The 21248-nt window shown below is 68.9% G+C and carries 17 protein-coding genes and 1 riboswitch; of the genes, 4 read left to right on the top strand and 13 right to left on the bottom strand.

Features of this window, described 5'->3' with window-relative positions:
• Window positions 1-24: 24 nt before the first annotated feature.
• Complete coding sequence (locus PK606_RS03620; protein WP_324560805.1) at window positions 25-4389, bottom strand: DUF748 domain-containing protein; 4365 nt, start codon at window positions 4387-4389, stop codon at window positions 25-27.
• 779 nt (window positions 4390-5168) lie between these two features.
• On the opposite strand from PK606_RS03620, the gene PK606_RS03615 reads away from it, so the two are divergent.
• The 3 genes from PK606_RS03615 to nrdR all read left to right on the top strand — a co-directional run bounded on the left by PK606_RS03615 (window position 5169) and on the right by nrdR (window position 8087).
• Window positions 5169-5999: a transglycosylase SLT domain-containing protein gene (locus PK606_RS03615; RefSeq protein ID WP_324560803.1), complete on the top strand. Its 831-nt coding sequence runs from the start codon at window positions 5169-5171 to the stop codon at window positions 5997-5999.
• 79 nt (window positions 6000-6078) lie between these two features.
• Window positions 6079-6232: riboswitch (ZMP/ZTP riboswitch) on the top strand.
• A 35-nt stretch (window positions 6233-6267) separates the two neighbouring features.
• Window positions 6268-7518 (top strand): serine hydroxymethyltransferase, encoded by a 1251-nt coding sequence (gene glyA, locus PK606_RS03610; RefSeq protein WP_324560801.1) that lies wholly within the window; start codon window positions 6268-6270, stop codon window positions 7516-7518.
• 119 nt (window positions 7519-7637) lie between these two features.
• Window positions 7638-8087, top strand: coding sequence for a transcriptional regulator NrdR (gene nrdR / locus PK606_RS03605; RefSeq protein WP_324560799.1), 450 nt, complete (start codon window positions 7638-7640; stop codon window positions 8085-8087).
• Between the two features lie 57 nt (window positions 8088-8144).
• On the opposite strand, the gene PK606_RS03600 is transcribed toward nrdR, so the two are convergent.
• From PK606_RS03600 to PK606_RS03585, 4 genes are all read right to left on the bottom strand, one after another.
• Window positions 8145-8780, bottom strand: coding sequence for an IPTL-CTERM sorting domain-containing protein (locus PK606_RS03600; protein WP_324560797.1), 636 nt, complete (start codon window positions 8778-8780; stop codon window positions 8145-8147).
• A 155-nt stretch (window positions 8781-8935) separates the two neighbouring features.
• Window positions 8936-9382, bottom strand: coding sequence for a thioredoxin TrxC (gene trxC / locus PK606_RS03595; RefSeq protein WP_324560795.1), 447 nt, complete (start codon window positions 9380-9382; stop codon window positions 8936-8938).
• A gap of 14 nt (window positions 9383-9396) precedes the next feature.
• Window positions 9397-9741 carry a hypothetical protein gene (locus PK606_RS03590; RefSeq protein ID WP_324560794.1) on the bottom strand — a complete coding sequence of 115 codons (345 nt, stop codon included), beginning with the start codon at window positions 9739-9741 and terminating at the stop codon, window positions 9397-9399.
• Between the two features lie 66 nt (window positions 9742-9807).
• Window positions 9808-11007, bottom strand: a complete 1200-nt coding sequence (locus PK606_RS03585) for an aminotransferase-like domain-containing protein (RefSeq protein WP_324560869.1) — start codon at window positions 11005-11007, stop codon at window positions 9808-9810.
• A gap of 65 nt (window positions 11008-11072) precedes the next feature.
• Here PK606_RS03585 and nth point away from each other — a divergent pair, with 65 nt between their 5' ends.
• Window positions 11073-11720, top strand: a complete 648-nt coding sequence (gene nth / locus PK606_RS03580) for an endonuclease III (RefSeq protein ID WP_324560792.1) — start codon at window positions 11073-11075, stop codon at window positions 11718-11720.
• A 69-nt stretch (window positions 11721-11789) separates the two neighbouring features.
• On the opposite strand, the gene PK606_RS03575 is transcribed toward nth, so the two are convergent.
• From PK606_RS03575 to PK606_RS03540, 8 genes are all read right to left on the bottom strand, one after another.
• Entirely contained in the window at window positions 11790-13067 is a 1278-nt protein-coding gene (locus tag PK606_RS03575; protein ID WP_324560790.1) for a TRAP transporter large permease, read from the bottom strand.
• Window positions 13064-13594, bottom strand: coding sequence for a TRAP transporter small permease (locus tag PK606_RS03570; RefSeq protein ID WP_324560788.1), 531 nt, complete (start codon window positions 13592-13594; stop codon window positions 13064-13066). The genes PK606_RS03575 and PK606_RS03570 overlap by 4 nt, the downstream gene beginning before the upstream one ends.
• Before the next feature lie 59 nt (window positions 13595-13653).
• Window positions 13654-14667: a TRAP transporter substrate-binding protein gene (locus PK606_RS03565; protein ID WP_324560786.1), complete on the bottom strand. Its 1014-nt coding sequence runs from the start codon at window positions 14665-14667 to the stop codon at window positions 13654-13656.
• Between the two features lie 129 nt (window positions 14668-14796).
• The gene (locus PK606_RS03560) at window positions 14797-16038 is read right to left on the bottom strand and encodes a CaiB/BaiF CoA transferase family protein (RefSeq protein WP_324560784.1); all 1242 of its coding nucleotides are present in this window, start codon (window positions 16036-16038) and stop codon (window positions 14797-14799) included.
• Entirely contained in the window at window positions 16035-17009 is a 975-nt protein-coding gene (locus PK606_RS03555) for an HpcH/HpaI aldolase/citrate lyase family protein (protein WP_324560782.1), read from the bottom strand. The genes PK606_RS03560 and PK606_RS03555 overlap by 4 nt, the downstream gene beginning before the upstream one ends.
• Window positions 17002-17877: an HpcH/HpaI aldolase/citrate lyase family protein gene (locus PK606_RS03550; protein WP_324560780.1), complete on the bottom strand. Its 876-nt coding sequence runs from the start codon at window positions 17875-17877 to the stop codon at window positions 17002-17004. The genes PK606_RS03555 and PK606_RS03550 overlap by 8 nt, the downstream gene beginning before the upstream one ends.
• The gene (locus tag PK606_RS03545) at window positions 17874-19241 is read right to left on the bottom strand and encodes an MmgE/PrpD family protein (protein WP_324560778.1); all 1368 of its coding nucleotides are present in this window, start codon (window positions 19239-19241) and stop codon (window positions 17874-17876) included. Before PK606_RS03545 ends, PK606_RS03550 begins: the two co-directional genes overlap by 4 nt.
• A 65-nt stretch (window positions 19242-19306) precedes the next feature.
• Window positions 19307-20494 (bottom strand): CaiB/BaiF CoA transferase family protein, encoded by a 1188-nt coding sequence (locus PK606_RS03540; RefSeq protein ID WP_324560776.1) that lies wholly within the window; start codon window positions 20492-20494, stop codon window positions 19307-19309.
• Window positions 20495-21248 lie beyond the last annotated feature (754 nt).

Raw genomic sequence — 21248 nt, 5'->3', positions numbered from 1 at the left:
TCGCGTCAGGGCCTGTCGACGCCTTCAGCGAGCCGCCAGCGCCAGTTCAGCACGCGGCGACCACGGCGTCTGCTTGGGCGGCGCGGCGCTGCCCGGCTCTGCCGGCGCCGCCGCGGAAGCAGCGTCGCTGCCCGCCTGGGCGGCGGCCTGACCGGTGCGCGCCGCACCCAGGAACAGGCGCTCGGCCGGCAGGTTCTTGCCGGCCAGGTAGTCCTTCACGGCCGTGCCGCGCTGCACCGCCAGCTGGCGCATGGCGTCCTCGGTGACCTCGATGTGCGCCATCAGCATGGTCTCCATCGCGTCCACCGGTACGTCGCGCAGCATGCCGATGGCGTTGCGTGGCCGCTCCGGAATGTTGGCGCGGCGGTACAGGCGCTTGAGCAGCTCCGGGTACTCGGCGTCAAAAACCGCCACCCCGGGTGCGGCCGAGGCCGGCGCGCTGGCCGCGGATGCCGGCACCTGTGGCGCCGATGCCGTGGACGCCGGCGTGTCCGTCGTCCTGCTGCCGGCATCGCCCCGCTTTTCCGCCGCCACCAGCGCCTGCAGCCGCTCGCGCCGGTAGCCGGCACGCTCGACGTCCAGCCTGGCGGTGCCGACCACGGTCAGCTTCAGCTGCGGGCGGTCGGCCAGCGCCTTGGCGATCTTGTCGAGCTGCTCGCGCGCCTTCGGGCCGAGCTGCGCGCTGCCCGGCGCGAAGGCCACGTGCGACAGGTCATCGCTTCCGCCGCCGCCGAGCGCGCGCGCCAGCAGGGTGAAGGGCGCCGTGATGGCGCGCCCGATCAGGCCGACCACGGCCTTAAAGATGATCGGGCCGATGGAAAACTGCGGATCGTTCAGCGAGCCGCTGATCGGCAGGTCGAGGTCGATCACGCCCTTGCTGTCGGCCAGCAGCGCGGTCGCCAGCTTGACCGGCAGGCTGGCGGGCGCGCCCTGCACCGGCTCGCCAAACTCGAGCTGGTTCAGCACCAGCCGGTTGCTGGCCGTCAGACGCCCGTCGGGCTGCACCTCGTACTCGACCTCCATGCTGAGCTTGCCGCGCTCGATGCCGTGGCCGGCGTAGCGGACCGAGTACGGCGACAGCGGCGGCAGCTCCAGGTCGGTGACCTTGCCCTTGATGTCCAGCGCCAGCGGGTTGGCCAGCGGGTTGAGCTGGCCGCTGACTTCCAGCGCCGCCGTGCCTTCGGCGCGACCGGTGAGCTGCAACTCGGCCATCTGCGGTGCGCCCGCCGGAGCGATCGAGCTGAACGCGCCCAGGCTGCCGTTGAGTTCGGTCAGGTCGGCCGAGTAGTTGGGACGGATGAAGCGATCGGAGAACAACACCTTGCCGTTGGCCAGCCGCACCGGGCCGACCCGGATCACCGGCGCCATCGGATCCACCTGCCGCACCACCGGCGGCGCCGCGCTGGCCGGCGGCGCGCTCCCCGACGCCGCCTCGCCACTGAACTCGCCGGCTGCCGGCATCATCGACGGCGCCGGTGCGCGCGCCGTCGTCGCTGGCGGCGGCGCCGCGCTGGCTGCATCGCCTTCCGCCGACTTCATCACGTCCTGCAGGTTGATGCGGCCGTTGGGATGGATGATCAGGCGCGCGTAGAAATCCGACAGCAGGGTGTCCTTGACCTCGATCTGCGCCGGCTTGCCGGGTTCGAGCTGGACGTCGAGCCCGCCCAGGCGCAGCGCCTTCCAGCTCAGCAGTTCCTCACCGAGGCCGCCGCGCGCGCCATTGCCCGCCGCCACCGGCCGCGCCGCTGCCTGGGCCGTGGTCGTGCTGGTGCCGCCGAGGTCGCGCCGGGTACTCGAACCCGCGCCGGCCTCGGCGGCGGGCGGCTGCTGCGCATCCGGGGCGGCCGCAGTGCCGGGCCGGCTGTGGGTGCGCAGCTCTTCCACGCTGGCATCGCCGTTGACGCGCACGCGCGGGCCCTGCGCCGTCTGCGTGAACGCCACCTGGCCCTTGAAGCTGGTATCGGCGCGCAGCAGATCGACGTTCAGCGCGTCACCGAAATAAGGCTCGAAGGCATGCACCGGCAGCCGTTGCGCCTCCACCGCGCCCTGCGCAGCAACCGGCGTCAGGCCGAACTGGCCACGCCAGGACAGCCGCCCCGGCTCGGCACGGCCGGCACCGATGCGCGCCGACAGATTGACCGGAACGGCCTGCTTGCCGCTCAGGTCGATCTTTTTCACATCGAGCTGCAGTTGCGTCAGCTCGGCTTCGACCGGGCTGGCCGGTACGCCGTCATGCCAGCCGATGGTGCCATCGACCAGCGCGAGTTCATTCACCACCACTTTCCAGGGAAAGTCGGTGTTGGGGCCTGTGCGTGGCTTGGGTGCGTCGGCCGGCTTGTCGTCGCCGGCCGGCTGGCGCAACCAGGCTTCGACCATCCACTTCTTGTCGGCATCGCGTGAGATGACGGTGCGCGGCGACTGCAGGCCCAGCCTGCCGACGCTGACGGCACGGGTACGCAGATCGACCAGCACGTCGCTGAGATCGATCCGGTCGATGCTGGCCAGCGGGCCGTCACCGCCGTCGCGGCGCTTGCGCGCTGGCACCGCACGCGCCCCGCCAGCCGGCCTGGCATCGGCGCTGCTCGGCGCATCGGCCAGCATCAGCTGGCGTAGCGTCAGCTGTTCGGCGGCGATCTTGATCTCATGCGGCAGGTCGCTGGCCTTGGGCGGCGCCCATTGCAGGCCAACGTGGGCATCGAGGTCACCGGTCAGCCGCGGCACCAGGTGCGGTGCCAGATACGGCGCTGCCAGCGCCAGCGGGATGCCGGCGACACGCGCGTTGACTTCGGCGCTCTGCGCGCCGGCGCTGCCCTGGAACTCGATCGACGGCACGCTGGGGCGCGCCGTGACGGTGGCTTCGGGCACGGGCTTCACCGGGTCGGGCTTGCCCTTGCGCCGGGTCTTCCGCCGCGCCTGAGCCGTGCGCGGCGGGCTGGCTGCCGGCACGGTGGGCGTCAGCCCTTCGGTACCGACCAGCGCCGCCGAACCGCTGAAGCTGAGCGGCTGCGCGAACGGCCAGCCGATGGTCGCCGCCTGCAGCTCGAACTCGTTCAGGCGCAGCGCGGCGGCGGGCGTGTCGCCGTTCGCGGTGCTGTCATCAAGGAAGTCGACCGTGCCACCGTGCACGCTCAGCTTGTCGATGGCGACTTCCCAACCGGGTACGGGTGCCGCCGCAACCTTCGCTGCGCTGGCTGCGGGGGCGGCCGGCGCGGCAGTGGCGGCCGCACTCGCAGGGGCTGCAGGCAGCACCGCCGCCTCGGCGCCCGGCGCGACCAGCAGGTTGATCTGCCCGCTCTGGTCACGCCGTACCGTCAGCTGCGGGCCGCTCAATTCGACCGCGGCCAGGTGCAGCCTGCGTTCCAGCGGCCGCACCTCGCCCAGCTGCAGCTTGAGTCCGTCGAAGGCCAGCGCGTCGGCACCCTGGGCGTCGACCGACTTCAACCCGCTCACCGTGAGCGTGCCACCCAGGCGCAGCGAAGGCTTGGGGGTCTGCTCGAAGCCGAGCTGCAGGTCGGCATCCACCATGGCGGCCTTGAGCCGGATCGGCAGCCCCGCCGGGATGTAGCCCAAATAAGGTGCCAGGTCCAGTTCACGCAGACGTAACGCCGCATCGGTCTGGCGCGAGGGGTCAAACGGCAGCGCCTCGGCGCTGGAATTGAAGGCACTGCCGTTGGCGACGAAGGCCAGCTGCGGCTGCACCTTGATCTGGCGCTCCGCCGGCAGGTTGCTGATGAAGGGCAAGGTCAGCTGCAGATCACGCAACTCGTGCTGGCGCCCGACGCTGCGGTCGTCGAAGTCGATGCGGCCATCCTTCAGCTCGATGTTATAGAGCGCAAAGCGCGCCGGCGCGCCCGGTTCGGATGGCTGCGGGCGCTCGGCCAGCCTGGCCAGGATGTCGTCGATGTCGTAGCGGCCCTCGCCCAGGTGCGTCAGGCGCAGGGCCGGCGATTCGATCTGGACCGCATCGAGCACCGGCGCCAGGCGGATGATCGACTCCAGCTCGAGGTCGCCATGGATGCGCTGGATGCTGAACTGATCCGGCGCGCCATCGGCGCCGGCGACGGCGACGTCGTGCAGGCTCAGCTCCAGCGTCCAGGGCTTGAACTCGACGGCCCCGATGCGCACCGCGCGGCCCAGTTGTTCGCCGGCGATCTTCTCGCCCTGCCACTTGAGCAGCGGCGGCAGCGCCAGCCAGCTCAGCAGCCACAGCCCGAACAGGCTGGCGACGCCGTAGAGCGTGCCGCGCAGCCAGCGATTGGCGGGCAGCCAGCGCCGCTTGTGAACGGCGGTGGCGGGCGCTGGGGGCGCCGCAGGTATGGCGGCGGGCGCGAGCCCGGGCGCGGAAACGTCGGGGACGTCGGGAGCGGAAGACTGCGATGGGCCGGACATGACGCTGTGAATTGTCGCCTCAGCCCGATCAACGCGTCGGCCGAGCCGGCGACGACAAGACCGCGCCGGTCAACTCCCAAGCCGACGCTGGCTCCAGACGCGAGAAAGCCCGGCGTTTCGGCCTGCAGCCTGCCCGCCGGGCTTTCAGGCAGCGTGACAAAAGCGTCGTGGTCTGCCTGGTTCCGCATCGGAAAGCTTGTTGTTTCCGGCTGCGGGAAGGCAAAAGATTGCCTTCGATCAACGGCTGGAGAGGGGCCATGTCGCGGTATCGACTACCGCGGACCGGCTTCTGTCAGCCCTGAGTCCAAGTAGCTTGGACGACTTCACTGTAGGTCAGCATGGCCCCGCGGGCCAGTGGTGAATATCAATTGTTGCCGCCCGCGGATTGTCATGTTCAATCAGTCCAACCCTTGTCTTGCAGACGCCGACGCGCGTGGCCGATGCTGCTCCGAAGATGCGAGCAAGCGGGCTCTGTAGGCGATTTCTTATGCCAAAAATAGAATCTGGACTCCAATTATTAGGGTTGACCCTATATTTGCTGCGACCCTAGAATGCCATGTTCTCGATTGATTCAGTAGACATTTGAGAGTTTTTCCGCCGATTCCGGCACGCCGCATTGCCCTAGATTCGACCAGGCGCCAGTTGTCACAGGCGCAAGCAACGCGGCTCTTGGACCCCCGGATGCGACCCGCAGTCGCCAGCTTCTAGGACATCGTCCTCGTTCGAGAACGACGTTCCCGACTGGCTGCCTACTGCCTCGCATCATGCGAAGGAGCGCTATGACAGCGTCTGCACCACTGGCCGCCTTGGGTCGCGGCCTGAAGACCTTTCTCGGCGATGTCGCCGAAGGTTTGTTTGAGATCACGCACAACGGCCTGGCCCTGGTGGGCATCGTCGTCGTCGTCAGCGTGGCCCTGCTGGGCACCCGGCCCGACCTGCGCCAGCAGGGCGAGCAGCGTCTGGCCGAATGGCTGAGCGCGCGCCAGGTGGCGGCACTCGGCATCACGCCCGAGCCGACGGCGATCGAGCGTGCCACCGCCGCCAACCCGAAGGACCTGCCGCGCGAGCAGGCCAACGTCGCGCTGTGGATCAGCAAGAAATACCGCGTCGCGCCGGAACCGGTGTCCGCGCTGGTGGCGGAAGCCTACGAGATCGGCGGCGCCAACCGGGTCGAACCGACCCTGGTGCTGGCGGTGATGGCAATCGAGTCGAGCTTCAACCCGTTCGCGCAAAGCCCGGTCGGCGCGCAGGGCCTAATGCAGGTCATGACCCACATCCACACCGACAAGTACCAGCACTTCGGTGGCCAGTACGCCGCCTTCGATCCGAAGTCCAACCTGCGTGTGGGCGTGAAGATCCTGAAGGAATACATCACGCGCGCCGGTTCGGTCGAGGCCGGCCTGAAGTGGTACGTGGGCGCCGCCAACCTGGCGTCCGACGGCGGCTATGCGGCCAAGGTGCTGGGCGAGCACGCGCGCCTGAACCAGGTCGCCAGGGGCAAGTCGGTCTCGCTGAACGACAACACGCCGGCGCTGCGCGCCGCGACGGTGCCGAGCGAGCCAGCCGCACCGAGCAGCGACCGCACCCCGGTCAAGGTCGCCACGCTCTGAGCACCGCGCCGGCGCAAGCGCCCGGCGCTCTACACGGGATTCCGCGTCGCCGGCTGGCCGTCCGGCGGTCGGATAAACTCGCCCGGTGCGCGACTGGCGATAGGCACCGGCCGTTATTCTTGCGGTGCCGACGTGGACCACTGGCGGTATCGACCGCCGACCACCACGGGGAAGCGCACCGCCCTTGCGCGTGGCGCTCGTGGCGTGTTCAGCCGTTCGCCTGGGCAGCCCTTGCCGCACCAAGGGAGCACCTTCTCGAAGGACTGCCGTGTTCAACCGTTCCACCCACACCATCGCCAACACCGATCCCGAGATCTGGGCCGCCATCCAGGCCGAGCATCAGCGCCAGGAAGACCACATCGAGCTGATCGCCAGCGAGAACTACGCCTCGCCCGCCGTGCTGGCCGCCGCCGGCACCCAGCTGACCAACAAGTACGCCGAGGGCTACCCCGGCCGCCGCTACTACGGCGGCTGCGAGCACGTCGACGTGGCCGAGCAACTGGCCATCGACCGCGTGAAGCAGCTGTTCGGCGCCGAGGCCGCCAACGTACAGCCGCACTGCGGCGCCAGCGCCAACATCGCCGTGCTCATGGCCTTCCTCAAGCCCGGCGACACCATCATGGGCATGAGCCTGGCCGAGGGCGGCCACCTGACGCACGGCATGTCGCTGAACATGTCGGGCAAGTGGTTCAACGTGGTCAGCTACGGGCTCGACGCCAAGGAAGCGATCGACTACGACGCCATGGAGCGCAAGGCGCACGAGCACAAGCCCAAGCTCATCATCGCCGGCGCCAGTGCCTACAGCCTGGAGATCGACTTCGCGCGCTTCGCCAAGGTGGCCAAGGACATCGGCGCCATCTTCATGGTCGACATGGCGCACTACGCCGGCCTGATCGCCGGCGGCTGCTACCCCAATCCGGTGCCGCACGCCGACGTGGTGACCAGCACCACCCACAAGAGCCTGCGCGGTCCGCGCGCCGGCTTCATCCTGATGAAGGCCGAGCACGAGAAGGCCATCAACTCGGCCGTATTCCCCGGCCTGCAGGGCGGCCCGCTGATGCACATCATCGCCGCCAAGGCAATCGCCTTCAAGGAAGCGCTGCAGCCCGAATTCAAGCAGTACGCGCTGCAGGTGAAGAAGAACGCCCAGGTGGTGGCCGAGACGCTGACCGAGCGCGGCCTGCGCATCGTCAGCGGCGGCACGCAGAGCCACGTGATGCTGGTCGACCTGCGCCCCAAGGGCATCACCGGCAAGGAAGCGGAAAGCGTGCTAGGCAGCGCCCACATGACGATCAACAAGAACGCGATCCCGAACGACCCCGAAAAGCCGATGGTCACCAGCGGCGTGCGCATCGGCACCCCGGCCATGACCACGCGCGGCTTCAAGGACGAGCAGGCGCGCGCCACCGCCAACCTGGTGGCCGACGTGCTCGACAACCCGCGCGACGAAGCCAACCTGGCCACCGTGCGCGCCAAGGTGGCCGAGCTGACCAGGGCGTTCCCGGTCTACGGCGGCTGAGTGACGAGATGACGCCGCCAAAGCGGCGAGCGTGACAGAATGACCGGCACCGTCCCGGTCATTTTCATTTCATCACCTTTGAAGCCGCGCCTGCCGCGCAGTCACTCCGCCATCAAGCCATGCGCTGCCCCTTCTGCGCCCACACCGAAACCCAGGTGGTCGACAGCCGCGTCTCGGACGATGGCGGCTTCATCCGCCGGCGGCGCCAGTGCGCGCACTGCGCCAAGCGCTTCACCACCTACGAGCGGCCGGACGTCAGCTTCCCCACCGTGGTCAAGAAGGACGGCCGCCGCGTGCCCTACGTGCGCGCCAAGCTGCAGGCCTCGCTCGACCTGGCGCTGCGCAAGCGCCCGGTCAGCACCGAGCAGATCGACGCCGCCATCGAGCGCATCGAGGAAAAGCTGCTCAACCTGGCGGCGCGCGAAGTCGCATCCAGCCGCATCGGCGAACTGGTGATGCGCGAGCTGAAGAAGCTCGACAAGGTGGCCTACGTGCGCTTTGCCAGCGTCTACCGCAGCTTCGAGGACATCGACGAGTTCCGCGCGCTGGTGGACGAGGTCAAGCGCTGAGCCCAAAAAAAAAGCGTGCGCCCGCGCGCACGCCCGTCTGAGCCGCCTCTGGCGCGCTCAGCCGTTTCGACGCAGCCGCCGCAGGCCCAGGCCGCCGGCCGCCGCCGCCAGCGCCAGCAGCACCCATTCGCTCAGCGTGGGCACGGGTTGCACCGCCGCGGCGCCACCGGTTTGTGTGACCGTCACGTCGTCAAACGCGATGGTTCCGGCCCCGGACGCCGTCCCGAACAGCAGATCCAGGCGCTCGGACGCGGCCGCCGCCGTGAAGCTGCCCGTGCACTGCGCCCAGACCCCGGCCGCCCCCATCGTGCACGCCACTGGCGTGTTGGCCGCGCCCAGCCGGATGCTGGCCACGTTGGCGGGATCCACGTTTGTCCGCGCCACCCAGGCGGACACGGTGTAGGTGCCTCCCGCGACGGTGGTGACGTTCTGCGACAGCCTGCCGATGCCGTCGTTGTCATAAGCCCAGGCGAAATAGCTGCCCGTGTGCGGCAAAACCGCCCCCTGTGAGGTACCGACAAAAGCGCCATTGCTGCCTCCAGCAAACGTGGCAACCCAAGGGGGCAACGCTCCCGTCTCGAACCCGGGGTTGGAGACGGGCTGCGCCCAAGCCGCCCCGCTGCCCAGCAACGCCACTGCCAGTGCCGGCCGCGCCAGCCTGGAAACCCAGTTTGTCTTGAACGTGAAATCCATCACCGCCTCCTGCGCATTTCGTTGTTTCGAAGCATCAATTATCCGGCAACTCCCCACGGATCTGGTCCTGGACGAGGCAGAACGATGATGTCGGCAAACGCACTGCGTTGTGCCAGCGCCACGGCCCGGCGGCAGACCAGCCGTGCCCGCCGCCCTCAACGCGGCAACTGCGCCCGCGCCCACTGCGCGATCTGCGCCGGGCTGGTGAGCGCGCCCGGCTGGCGCGCGACCTCGCGGCCGTCGACGAACAGCGCCAGGGTCGGGATGCTGCGGATGTTGTAGCGCGCGCCGAGCGCCTGCGCGGCCTCGGTGTCGACCTTGGCGACGCGCACATGCGGCTCCAGCGAGGCAGCGGCCTGCTCGTAGGCTGGCGCCATCATGCGGCAGGGGCCGCACCAGGGCGCCCAGAAATCCACCAGCACCGGGATCTGGCTGCGCGTGACGTGGCGCTCGAACGCCGCCTCGTCGTCGAGCGCCACCGGATGGCCGGTGAACAGCGCCTGCTTGCACTTGCCGCAGTCGGGCGCGCTGGCCAGCTGCGCCTTCTGCACGCGGTTGGTGGTGTGGCAGTGCGGGCAGACGATGTGCAGTGTTTCGCTCATGGCGTGCTTCCGGTTCAGGCGGCGGGTGCGGCGTCCGGCGCCGCGGTGTCGGGCGAAGGCTTGCGCCGCGCGGCCTCGATCAACTCACGCGCACTCAGTTCGGCACGCATGGCCGCATCCAGCGGCGCCCGGCACAGGCCGGCATCCGCATAGTGCAGGTTTTCATACAGGGCCGTGGCGGTCGGGCTCTGCGCCAGCAGCGGCTGCCAGTCGACCTCGGGGTCGGCCAGCATGGCGGCCAGGCGCGCGGCCACGGTGCGGTACTGGTGGGCGTCGACGGCTTCGCGGCTGGCATCCAGCCGCTCCAGCAACTGCGCCAGCACGACGGCAGTTCGGGTGGGGGCTTGCAATGTCTTCATGCCGCTCACATGGGGGTTTGCGCGGGCGATTGCAAGACCGCGATCATCGCCGGCTCGAAGGCCCGCTCAGTCCTGATTAAGTGCCCTGGCCAGGCGCCCGATGCCCTCGCGGATCTTGTCCTCGGCCGCGGTGGCGAAGGACAGCCGCAGCGTGCTGGTGTCCGGGTTGGCGCAGTAGAACGGCGCGCCGGGCACGAAGGCAACGCCCTGCTCGATCGCCCGCTTGGCAAAGACGTTGCCATCGCCCAGCTTGCCGCCGGCACCCGTGAGGCGTGCCCACACGAACAGGCCGCCCTGTGGCTGCACGAAGTCGATCGCGTCACCCAGCTCGCTGCGCAGCGCAGCGCCCATGGTCCTGGCGCGCGCGCCGTAGACCTCGCGCACGCGCGCCAGCGTGGCCGGCATGCGGCCGGCGGCCAGGTACTGGGCGGCGGTGGCCTGGGCGAAGGTGCTGGTGTGCGCATCGCTGAACTGCTTGCACATGGTAGCCCTGGCCAGCAGCTCGGGCGGCGCCACCATCCAGCCCACGCGCAGGCCGGGCGAGAGCACCTTGCTCAAGCTGCCGCAGTGCACCAGCCAGTCGCGGCTGCCCGGCACCTGCGCACTCAGCGCCAGCAGGCTGGGCGGCGGTGGCGCATCGAAATAAAGATCACCGTAGGGATCGTCCTCGACGATCAGCGTCTGGTACTGCACCGCCAGTTCCAGCACGCGCTTGCGCCGCGCGAGGCTCAGCATGGCGCCGCTGGGGTTGCCGAAGGTGGGAATCAGGTAGACGAACTTCGGCCGGTGCTGCTGGATCAGCCGCTCCAGCTCATCCACCTGCACACCATCACCATCGATCGGCGCGCTGACCAGCTCGGCACCGTAGAGCCGGAAGCACTGGATCGTGGCCAGGAAGGTCGGCCCCTCGACGATCGCCTTGCTGCCCGGATCGACCAGGCACTTGCCCAGCAGGTCCAGCGCCTGCTGGCTGCCGGTGGTGACGATCAGCTGCTCTGGCGCCAGCTCCGCCACGCCCTTGCTCTGCATGAACTTCGCCAGCTGCTCGCGCAGCGGCTGGTAGCCCTCGGTGGCACCGTATTGCAGGGCCGCGCCAGGCTCATCTGCCAACGCCTTGTTGGCGGCCTCGCGAATGCCGTCGACATCGAACATCGCGCTGTCGGGAAAGCCGCCGGCAAAGCTGATGATGCCGGGCTTGCCGAGCAGCTTGAACAGCTCGCGGATGGCGGAGGTTTCGACGTTGTCGAGGCGTTGGGCGAAGGGCAGGCTCATGGTGCAGTTCTTGGGTTGGACGCCTTATTGTCGCCAATCGCTTCAGTACACTGCCGCGCATGACCCCCGCCCAGATCGAGACCTTCTTCGCCACCCTGCAGGCCGCCAACCCGCTGCCGGCCAGCGAGCTCGAATACACCAGCGTGTTCGAGCTGCTCACCGCCGTGCTGCTGTCGGCGCAGGCCACCGACGTCGGCGTGAACAAGGCCACGCGGCGGCTGTTTCCGGTCGCCAACACGCCGCAGCAGATCATCGATCTGGGCCAGGAACGGCTCGAGGACCACATCAAGACCATCGGCCTGTTCCGCAGCAAGGCGAAACACCTGATGCAGACCTGCCGCATCCTGGTCGAGCGCCACGGCGGCCAGGTGCCTGGCACGCGCGCGGAACTCGAGGCCTTGCCCGGCGTCGGCCGCAAGACCGCCAACGTGGTGCTGAACGTGGCGTTTGGCGAGCCGACCATGGCGGTCGACACGCACATCTTCCGCGTCGCCAACCGCACCGGCCTGGCGCCGGGGAAGAATCCGCTGCAGGTGGAACAAGGCCTGCTCAGGCGCGTGCCCGGGAAGTACCTGAACCATGCGCACCACTGGCTGATCCTGCACGGCCGCTACGTCTGCGTGGCGCGCACGCCGCGCTGCTGGGAATGCGCGGTGGCGGCCTGCTGCGACTACCAGCCCAAGACGCCGGCCCCGGGGTCACGCTGAAACGACATCGCCGGGCACCTCGCCCGGCGATGCAAGCAAGGGACGGCCCCGAACCGGGGCCGCCCGGCCTTACTTGAAGAAGTTCGGCAGCGCCAGCGAGATCCAGGGCACGTAGGTGATGATGACCAGGAAGGCCAGCAGCAGCAGCGTCCAGGGCAAGGCAGCGCGAATCACATCGCTGACCGACATGCTGGTGATACCGGACGTGACGAACAGGTTCAGGCCGACCGGTGGCGTCACCAGCCCGATCTCCAGGTTGACCACCATGATGATGCCCAGGTGCACCGGATCGATGCCCAGCCGCATGGCGATCGGGAACAGGATCGGCGCCAGGATCAGAATGATGCCGGTCGGCTCCATGAACATGCCGGCCACCAGCAGCAGGATGTTGACCACGATCAGGAACTGCCACGGCTCCATGCCCATGCCGATGATGGTCTCGGCGATCATCTGCGGGATGCGTTCGGTGGTCAGCACGTGCGCGAACAGCAGCGCATTGGCGACGATGAACATCAGCATCACCGTCACCTTGGCCGACTCGATCAGCACGTGCGGCACGCCGCTCCACTTGATGTCGCGGTAGACGAACACCGCGATCAGGAACGCGTACACCGCCGCCACCGCCGCCGCCTCGGTCGGCGTGAACACGCCGCCGTAGATGCCGCCCAGGATGATGAAGATCAGCAGCAGGCCCCACAGCGATTCGCGCGCCGCCGTCACCACCTCCCCGAACGACGCGCGTGGCTGGCGCGGCAGGTCGAGCTTGTGGGCGCGCCAGTAGATCGCCACCATCAGCAGCAGGCCGAGCAGGATGCCGGGTACCACTCCGGCCATGAACAGGTCGCCGACCGAGGTCTCGGTGGCGGCGCCGTACACCACCATCACGATCGAGGGCGGGATCAGGATGCCCAGCGTGCCGGCGTTGCAGATCACCCCCGCCGCGAACGGCTTCGGGTAGCCGCCCCGGACCATGCCGGCGATGACGATCGAGCCCACCGCCACCACCGTGGCCGGCGACGAACCGGACACCGCGGCGAACAGCATGCAGGCCATCACCGAGGCCATCGCCAGGCCGCCGCGCAGGTGGCCGACGGTGGCGTTGGCGAAGCGGATCATGCGCCGCGCCACGCCGCCGGTGGTCAGGAACATGCCGCCCAGGATGAAGAACGGAATCGCCAGCAGCGTGTAGTGCTCCGACGTCTCGTACATCTTCAGCGCCAGCGAGGCCAGCGAATCGTCGGCGAACGCCATGATCACGACCAGCGAGGACAGGCCGAGCGACACCGCCACGGGCACGCCCATGAACATGAAGACGAACAGCAGCACGAAAAGCACGACGGTGTTCATGGCTGGGACTCCGAGAGTTCATCCTGCATCTTGAGTGCGTCCTCGGCCTCGTCGCCCAGCAGGTGCGCGCTCTGCCCCGTCGCCAGGCGCCAGAAGATGTGCAGGAAACGCAGGGCCAGCAGGGCGAATCCCACCGGCAGCACGACGCGTGGAATCCACTGCTCGATCGGCAGGTCCTGCATCAGGATGCCGACCTCCTTGATTCGTGTCATCAGATTCCAGCCGCCATAGGCGAGGATGCAGGCGTAGACGAAGCACAGCGCTGCCGCGACTATGCCGACCACGCGTGCCGTGCCCTGGCCAAGCCGGCGCGTGATGACGTCGATGCCGATGTGCGCGCCGACGCGCACGCCGTAGCTCATGCCGACGAAGATCAGCCAGGCGAACAGCACCCCGGTGAGCTCCATGGCCCACACGAAGCTGTAGTTGAACACGTAGCGCGCCACCACCTGCACGAAGGTGAGCACGGTCATCCCTGCGAGAAGCAGCGCGAGCAGCCCCTCCTCGAGTTTGTCGTACCAACGCATGATGAGTATGTGGCTGGCACCTGGCCAGCCCCAAGCTTGTTGTTGCTATCTGGACGGAATCACTTGTTGGACTTCAGGGCCGCGTCGATCAGATCCTTGCCGATCGCGCCCTCGAACTTCTTCCACACCGGCTCCATCGCCTTGCGCCAAGCCGCCACGTCCTCCTTCGACAGCGGCTGGATCTTGGCCTTGCCGGCCTTGGCGATCAGGTCCTTGTCGCGCATGTTGAAGTCATCGGCCATCTTGTTGGCATGCGCGGTGGCTTCGGCCATCGCCTCGGACAGGCCCTTCTGGATGTCCGGCGCCAGGCCGTTCCACCACTTCGCGTTGGTGACCACCATGTAGTCGATCACGCCGTGGTTGGTCTCGGCGATGGTCTTCTGCACCTCGTGGAACTTCTGCGAGTAGATGTTGGACCAGGTGTTCTCCTGCCCATCGACCACGCCGGTCTGCAGCGCCTGGTAGACCTCGGCGAAGGCCATCTTCTGCGGGTTGGCGTCGAGCGCGCGGAACTGCGCCTCCAGCACGTCGGAAGCCTGGATGCGGAACTTCAGCCCCTTCACGTGCTCAGGCCGGGTCAGCTGATCCTTGCCGGTGGACAGCTGCTTCATGCCGTTGTGCCAGTAGGCCAGGCCCAGCAGGCCGCGGTTGGTCATCGACTTCAGCAGCTCCTGGCCGGCCGGGCTGCCCTGGAAACGGTCGACCGCCGCGATGTCGTCGAACAGGAACGGCAGGTCGAACAGCTGGATCTTCTTGGTGTAGCGGTCGAACTTCGACAGCGAGGGCGCGATCAGCTGCACGTCGCCGAGCAGCAGCGCCTCCATCTCCTTGGCGTCACCGAAAAGCTGCGAACTGGGGAACACCTGGACCTGCACCTTGCCCGGCAGCTTCTTCTCTGCCAACTCCTTGAACTTCAGCGCGCCCTGCCCCTTCGGGGTCTGCTCGGCCACCACGTGGCTGAACTTGATCACGATGGGTGCCTGCGCGGCGACGCCGAACGGCAGTGCCGTCAAGGCAAGCAGCGAGGCGGCGGCCAGCAGGCCACGGCGGCCGGTGCGGATCAGTTTCTTCATAACGACTCCTTCAAGAACGAAAAAAAACACACGAAATCAGATGCGCTGACCATTGTTGGCGCCGCAGTACCGCCCGCCAAGGGTAAAAACCCGAGCGTTGCCTCGTGCGCCCTGTCCGGTCGATCATAGTCAGACCACGCCTCGATCCTTCAGTTGGCGCAATTCCAGCTCACCGATGTCGAGCAGTTGCTGCAGGACTTGCCGGGTATCGGCACCAAGCGCGCCGCCCAGGTGGCGCAAGCGCGCCGGCGTGCGGGACAACCGCGGGATCGCGCCGGGCACCACCACCTCGCCGGCACGCTCGTCGTGCACCGTCTGCAGGTTGCCGCGCGCCACATACTGCGGATGGACGAAGATGTCGTCGATCGCCATGATGTGGCCACAGGGCACGCCGGCCTCGTCGCAGCGCCGCAGCACCTCGGCCAGCGGCTGCCGGCCGATCCAGTCGGCAATCAGCGCATTCACCTCGGCACGGCCGGCCAGGCGCTGGGCGCCGGTGCGGAAGCGGTCCGTATTGACCAGATCGGGCCGCTCCATCAGCCGTGCCAGGCGCTCGAAGATCTTGTCGCTGGAGCAGGCCAGCGCCACCCACTGGCCGTCCTGCGTCTTCCAATGGCCGTGCGGCACCACGTGCGGCACGTCGGCGCCCATGCGCCCGCGCACCTCGCCGAACATCGCGTAGGCCGGCGCCAGTTCGTCCAGCAGGCGGAAGATCGATTCGTACAGGCCGATGTCGACCTCCTGCCCGCGCCCGCTGCGCTCGGCCACGCGCAGTGCCATCTGCACGCCGATCACGCCCCACAGGCCCGAGATGTAGTCGGCCAGCGAGGTCGATCCCGGCACCACCGGCGGGCCGTCGGCCATGCCGGCCAGGTGCGCCAGCCCGCCGAAGCCGTGCGCCACGCGCGCGAAGCCGGGCTTCTCGCGGAACGGCCCGGTCTGGCCGTAGGCGCTGACGCGCAGCAGCACGATGCGCGGATTGGCCGCCGCCAGCCGCTCGTAGCCCAGGCCCCAGCGCTCCAGCGTGCCGGGACGGAAGTTCTCCATCACCACGTCGGCCTGCGCGACCAGGCGCAGGAAGATGTCGGCACCTTCGGGCGTGCGCAGATCCAGCGTCATGTAGCGCTTGTTGCGCGCCTCCGACAGCCACACCAGCGTATCGGCGCCCTCAACCGGGGTGCCGAACTTGCGCAGCGGATCGCCTTCGCCGGGCTGCTCGATCTTGATCACGTCGGCGCCGAAGTCGGCCATCACGGTGGCGGCGAACGGCGCGGCAACGAAGGTCGCAATGTCGAGCACGCGCACGCCTTCGAGCGGCAACTGCGCGCTGTCGGTCCTTGCGCCAGCGCCGTGCTGCACTGTCTCGCTCATGCGCGCACCGCCTGTTCGCTTGCCTTCTCGATCAGGGCGGCACGCTGCAGCAGCTCGCGCGCCAGCTTGCCGTGCGCCATGTCGATCAGCACGCCACCATCGCCCACCGCACCGTCACCGCGCGCCTGCGCCTCATCGAGCAGGCGCTCGATGCGCCGCGCCCAGGCGATCTCCTCGGCTGCGGGCGAGAACACCTCGTTGGCCAGCGCCACCTGCGACGGGTGGATAGCCCACTTGCCCTCGAAGCCGAGCGCCGCCGCACGCCGCGCCGAGGCGCGGTAGCCGTCGGTGTCACCGAAGTCCGCATACGGGCCGTCGATCGGCCGCAGGCCGTGGGCACGGCAGGCGTTGGCCACGCGCGCCATCGCGAAATGCCACTGGTCGTTCCAGTGCGCGGCGCGCATGCCGTCCGCAGCCGGCTCGGTCAGCACCGCATAGCGCGCGCTCGGCTTGCCGAACACCACGTCGTGGGTGCGCATGTCGACGGTGTAGTCGCCGACGCCGAAGATCATGGCTTCCAGCCGCGGCGAGGCGGCGGCGATCTCCTCGGCGTGCGCGACGCCGCGCGCGGTCTCGATCAGCACCTCGATGCCGGTGCGCTTGCCGCGCCCCTGCTCGCGCTCGATCAAGGTCAGGATCTGCTCGACGAAGCGCACGTCGAAGGCGCTCGCGGCCTTGGGCAGCAACACCAGGTCGAGCCGCGGGCAGTGCGACACCACGTCGACGATGTCGCGCAGCGCCCACGGCGTGTCCAAGCCGTTGACCCGCACCGCCATGGTCTTGGCGCGCCAGTCGATCTGCTGCAGCGCGCGGATCGCCGTCGCGCGCGCGGCCTCCTTATGCCGGTCGCCGACGGCGTCCTCCAGGTCCAGGAAGATCACGTCGGCGTCGCCGTCGCGCGCCTTGAGGAAGAAGCGCTCCGAGGTCGCCGGCACCGCCAGCTCGGAGCGCTGCAGGCGCTGCTCAGCCATGCGCGGCCACTCCGAGCCGTTCGGCCCGCGCCAGCACCTGCTGCGCCAGCTTGACCACCGGCGCATCCACCATGCGCCCGTCGATGCTGAACACGCCGCCCTGCGCGGCCTCGAAACCGGCGACGACACGGCGCGCCCATTCGGCCTGTTCAGCCGACGGCGCGAACGCCGCGTGCACCGCCGCCACCTGCGCCGGATGGATGCACAGCTTGCCGCCGAAGCCGCCGCGCAAGGAGCGGGCGGCATGCGACTGCACCAGCGCCAGGTCCCTGGTCTCGGTGCTGACACCGTCCACCGGCGGCGGCAGGCCAGCCAGGCGCGAGGCCAGCACCAACTGCAGGCGCACGGGCACCAGTTCCTCTTCATCCGGTCCGCAGGCCAGGCCCAGGTCGGCCTGCAAGTCGAGATGGCCAAACACCAGCCGCGCCACCTGTGGCGCCGCAGCGATCTCGCGCACGCCGTCCAGCCCGGCCGCCGATTCGATCAGCGGTAGCAGCACCCCGCCCGGCCCCAGCGCCGCAGCCACCGGCGCCAGCGCCGCGGCTTGCTCGGCCTTCGGCACCACCACCGCCCGCAGCCCCTGCGCCGCCAGCGCGCCCAGCGCAGCGACGTCATCGGCATGCCAGGGCGTGCCGGCGGCGTTGATGCGCAACGCCAAGCGGGCGCGTTCGGCGGCGTCGAGCTGGGGCAACGCCTGCGCCAGTTGCTGACGCGCAGCGGATTTCGCGTTCGGCGCGACCGCATCTTCCCAGTCGATGATGACAGCGCTGGCGCCACTGGCCAGCGCCTTGGCGAAACGCTCCGGGCGGTCGCCCGGAACGAACAGCAGGCTGCATGCCGTCGCCAGCGGGTGCTCCAGCGCGCTCATGCCTTCACCGGCAGCAGGCGGCCGACGCGCGGCCAGCTCGCGACCTGCCACAGCGCATCGACGGCAGCCTGCATCTCCGCCGCGTCGGCTCCGCGGCTCCACGCAGCCAGCCGCAGCGCCTTCGCCGCCAGCTCGTCGCGGCTCAGCGTGTTGCCGGGATCGCCCTTGGGCTCGTCGACGCGGCCGTGCAGGGTGCGGCCGTCGGTGGTCGTCACCGTGACCTTGCCGATCCAGCGCTGCGGGTAGGCGCCGTCGACCTCCTCGTCGAGCACCATCGTCACCTTGTCACGCAACGCCTGCGTTGGTGCGCTGCGGTAATCACGGTCGAACTCGGTCAGGCCGGCGTGGCCGTGCTGCGCCACCAGCGCCAGCACCGTGCCCATGCTGAACTTGCTTTGATGCACGGTCTTCGGGTCGACCACCGGCCCCAGCACGTCGATCGCGCCCTGGTGCACGTGTGTGACCACCTGTGCGATGTCAGTGGGCTTCAGGCCGTGCGCCTGCATCACCTGCAGCAGCGCATCGGCGGCCGGGTGCGTGTGGCGGCAACTGGCGTGCCACTTGAACGAAGTCTCGGCCGTGGCCCAGCGGGTGCCCAGGCCATCGGTCAGGCGGGTCGGGTCAGCGTCGCTGCTCATGCCGGCCGCCATGCCCTTGGCGCCGGTGAAGATGTCGGCCGCACCGGTGAAGCCGTCGTGCGCCAGGAAGGCCGCCATCAGGCCGGCACCGGCCGCGTGCGCCGTGTGCAGCTGCTTGCTGTCGGCAGCGGTGCGCAGGAACTCCCACAGGCCGGCCGACTGCGTGCCGGCCGAGCCGAAGGCGTGCAGCATCTGCTTGCCGTCCAGCCCCAGCAGGTTGCCCACCGCAGCGGCGGCGGCCAGCGTGCCGGCGGTGCCGGTGGTGTGGAACACCTTGTAGTGCGAGCGGCCCAGGAATTCACCCACGCGGATGCCGACCTCGTAGCCCGCCACGCTGGCCGCGATGAGCCGCTGGCCGCTGGCGCGGATGGCCTGGGCCACCGCCAGCGCCGGCGGAAACACCACCGTGGCCGGGTGGAACACCGAGCCGTTGTGCACGTCGTCCTGCTCGGCCAGATGCGAGGCGGCGGCGTTGGCGATCGCCGCCAGCCAGGGCGAGCTGCCGCGCCGGTTGATCAGCACCTCGCTCGGTCCGTCGGCGGGCCCCATGCTCTGCGCGAAGCGGGCGATGCTCTCGACCGGCCGCGATCCATGGCCGGCGACGGCCGAGCCGAACCAGTCGACCAGCAGGTTCTCGGTGAAGCGCACGACCGGCTCGGGAATGGCGTCGAAGCGCAGTTCGGCAGCAAAGGCCGCCAGTTCGGCGGCGGGCGATGCAGTGCTCATGATGGATGACCCTCGTGGTACCAGTGAGTCTAGAGATCGCGAAAAAAGCGCAGTCCCGCCGGGGGTCAGATCGCCTTGGCCGCGCGCAGCGCCTCGATCTGCTCGGCGCTGCGACCCAGTTCGCGCAGGATCGCTTCCGAGTGCTCGCCCACCCGCGGCACCGCGTCCATGCGGTAGTCGAAGGCGTTGCTGCGGCCGGGCGGCAGCAGCGCCGGAATCTCGCCCGCCGGCGACTCGACCTGGCGCCAGCGCTCGCGCGCCTTCAGTTGCGGGTGCGCCCACAGGCCAGCCATGTCGTTCATGCGCGCGTTGGCGATCTGCGCCTGATCCAGCCGCGCCTCGACCTCGGCCGTGCTCAGCCTGGCGAACGCTTCCACGATCAGTGCGCGCAATGCGTCGCGGTTGCTGTTGCGCTTGTAATTGGCATCGAAACGCTCGTCCTGCGCCAGCGCCGCGTCCTGCAGCACCACTTCGCAGAACACCTTCCACTCACGCTCGTTCTGCAGCCCCAGCATCACGGTGCCGCCGTCGCCGGCCGGGAACGGGCCGTACGGATAGATGCTGGCATGCGCGGCGCCGGTGCGCGGCGGCGGCGTGGCGCCTTCGTAGGCGTAGTACATCGGGTAACCCATCCATTCGCCCAGTGATTCGAGCATCGAGACGTCGATGTGACTGCCCTCGCCGGTCTTGGCGCGCAGCAGCAGCGCCGACAGGATGCTGGTGAAGGCGTACATGCCGGCGGCGATGTCGGCCATCGAGCAGCCGGCCTTGGTCGGCGTGTCGGGCGTGCCGGTGATGGACAGGAAGCCGGCCTCGCTCTGGATCAGCAGGTCGTAGGCCTTCTTGTCGCGGTACGGGCCATCCTCGCCATAGCCGGAGATGTCGCAGACGATCAGCTTCGGGTGCTTTTCGTGCAGCGCCTCCCACGACAGGCCCATGCGCGCGGCAGCGCCCGGTGCCAGGTTCTGCAGCAGCACGTCGGCACCCTGCAGCAAGTCCATCAGCGCGGCCAGCGCGTCGGGGTTCTTCAGGTCGAGCGTGAGGCTTTCCTTGCTGCGGTTGGTCCAGACGAAGTGCGAGGCTTCGCCCTTCACGCGGGTGTCGTAGGCGCGCGCGAAGTCGCCCACGCCGGGGCGCTCGACCTTGATCACGCGTGCGCCCAGGTCGGCCAGCTGGCGACTGGCGAAGGGGGCGGCGATGGCGTGTTCGAGGGAGATGACGGTAATGCCGTCGAGGGGTCTGGGGTTGTTCATTTGTCTGTGACGGTTGCTTGCTGGTGGAGGATGCGCTGCTGGCCGGGATGTGCGCCCGGCGGCGCACCTACTTTTCTTGCTCGCACAAGAAAAGTAGGCAAAAGAAGTGCGCCCCGCTGGCTGCGTCCCTCCGCTTCGCTGCGGGCAACCTGCGGTGCTCGCGTGCGGGGTGCGCCGCAGAACTCACTGCGCGGCTTCGCCGCTCCGTTCGGACAACCGCAGCGAGTCAGATCACGATGCGAATGCATCCTGCGGTGCATTCGCTCACCCCGCCCGCTGCGCTCCTCGGCGCATCCAGAGGGGAATTGAAACCTGTACGGGCCATCGCTACGCTCGGCCTCGCTGTGTTTGCGGTAATGGGAGAACAGGCCGAGCGAAGCGACGGTCCGTGCGGATTGGCCACCCCCTCTGGCCGTGCCGAGAAGCGCAGGGCATGGGGCGGGCATGGGCAGCGAAGCATGCCCATGCTTCGTGCTCTGACTCGCTGCGGTTGTCCGAACGGCGCGGCGTAGCCGCGCAGTGAGTTTCGCAGTGCCGCCCCATGCCTGAGCATCGCAGGCTGCCCCGGAGCGAAGCGCAGGGGACACGGCCAGTGGGGTCGCCTTTCTTTTGCCTACTTTTCTTTTGCGAGACAAAGAAAAGTAGGTCGCCCGCCGGGGCGAATTCCCGGTCAGCAGCCTATCCAACCCCATCAAGCACCCATAGATTCCCGCCTTCGCGGGAACGACGGAACAGCCAACGCCCGAGTCATCCC

It is taken from the genome of Ottowia sp. (assembly GCF_035444425.1).
In the GTDB taxonomy this organism is placed as follows: Bacteria; Pseudomonadota; Gammaproteobacteria; order Burkholderiales; family Burkholderiaceae_C; genus Ottowia.
The sequence above is the reverse complement of the archived record's forward strand: the minus strand, read 5'-3'. Positions and strand labels throughout refer to the sequence as shown.

What these genes read in the sequence shown, in the direction of transcription:
- PK606_RS03550 (WP_324560780.1), bottom strand. Translation starts at nt 17,877, where the DNA reads ATGAGCGCGCTGGAGCACCCGCTGGCGACGGCATGCAGCCTGCTGTTC.
- PK606_RS03620 (WP_324560805.1), bottom strand. Translation starts at nt 4,389, where the DNA reads ATGTCCGGCCCATCGCAGTCTTCCGCTCCCGACGTCCCCGACGTTTCC.
- trxC (WP_324560795.1), bottom strand. Translation starts at nt 9,382, where the DNA reads ATGAGCGAAACACTGCACATCGTCTGCCCGCACTGCCACACCACCAAC.
- PK606_RS03565 (WP_324560786.1), bottom strand. Translation starts at nt 14,667, where the DNA reads ATGAAGAAACTGATCCGCACCGGCCGCCGTGGCCTGCTGGCCGCCGCC.
- PK606_RS03575 (WP_324560790.1), bottom strand. Translation starts at nt 13,067, where the DNA reads ATGAACACCGTCGTGCTTTTCGTGCTGCTGTTCGTCTTCATGTTCATG.
- PK606_RS03615 (WP_324560803.1), top strand. Translation starts at nt 5,169, where the DNA reads ATGACAGCGTCTGCACCACTGGCCGCCTTGGGTCGCGGCCTGAAGACC.
- PK606_RS03545 (WP_324560778.1), bottom strand. Translation starts at nt 19,241, where the DNA reads ATGAGCACTGCATCGCCCGCCGCCGAACTGGCGGCCTTTGCTGCCGAA.
- nth (WP_324560792.1), top strand. Translation starts at nt 11,073, where the DNA reads ATGACCCCCGCCCAGATCGAGACCTTCTTCGCCACCCTGCAGGCCGCC.
- PK606_RS03555 (WP_324560782.1), bottom strand. Translation starts at nt 17,009, where the DNA reads ATGGCTGAGCAGCGCCTGCAGCGCTCCGAGCTGGCGGTGCCGGCGACC.
- PK606_RS03570 (WP_324560788.1), bottom strand. Translation starts at nt 13,594, where the DNA reads ATGCGTTGGTACGACAAACTCGAGGAGGGGCTGCTCGCGCTGCTTCTC.
- PK606_RS03540 (WP_324560776.1), bottom strand. Translation starts at nt 20,494, where the DNA reads ATGAACAACCCCAGACCCCTCGACGGCATTACCGTCATCTCCCTCGAA.
- PK606_RS03600 (WP_324560797.1), bottom strand. Translation starts at nt 8,780, where the DNA reads ATGGATTTCACGTTCAAGACAAACTGGGTTTCCAGGCTGGCGCGGCCG.
- PK606_RS03590 (WP_324560794.1), bottom strand. Translation starts at nt 9,741, where the DNA reads ATGAAGACATTGCAAGCCCCCACCCGAACTGCCGTCGTGCTGGCGCAG.
- PK606_RS03560 (WP_324560784.1), bottom strand. Translation starts at nt 16,038, where the DNA reads ATGAGCGAGACAGTGCAGCACGGCGCTGGCGCAAGGACCGACAGCGCG.
- nrdR (WP_324560799.1), top strand. Translation starts at nt 7,638, where the DNA reads ATGCGCTGCCCCTTCTGCGCCCACACCGAAACCCAGGTGGTCGACAGC.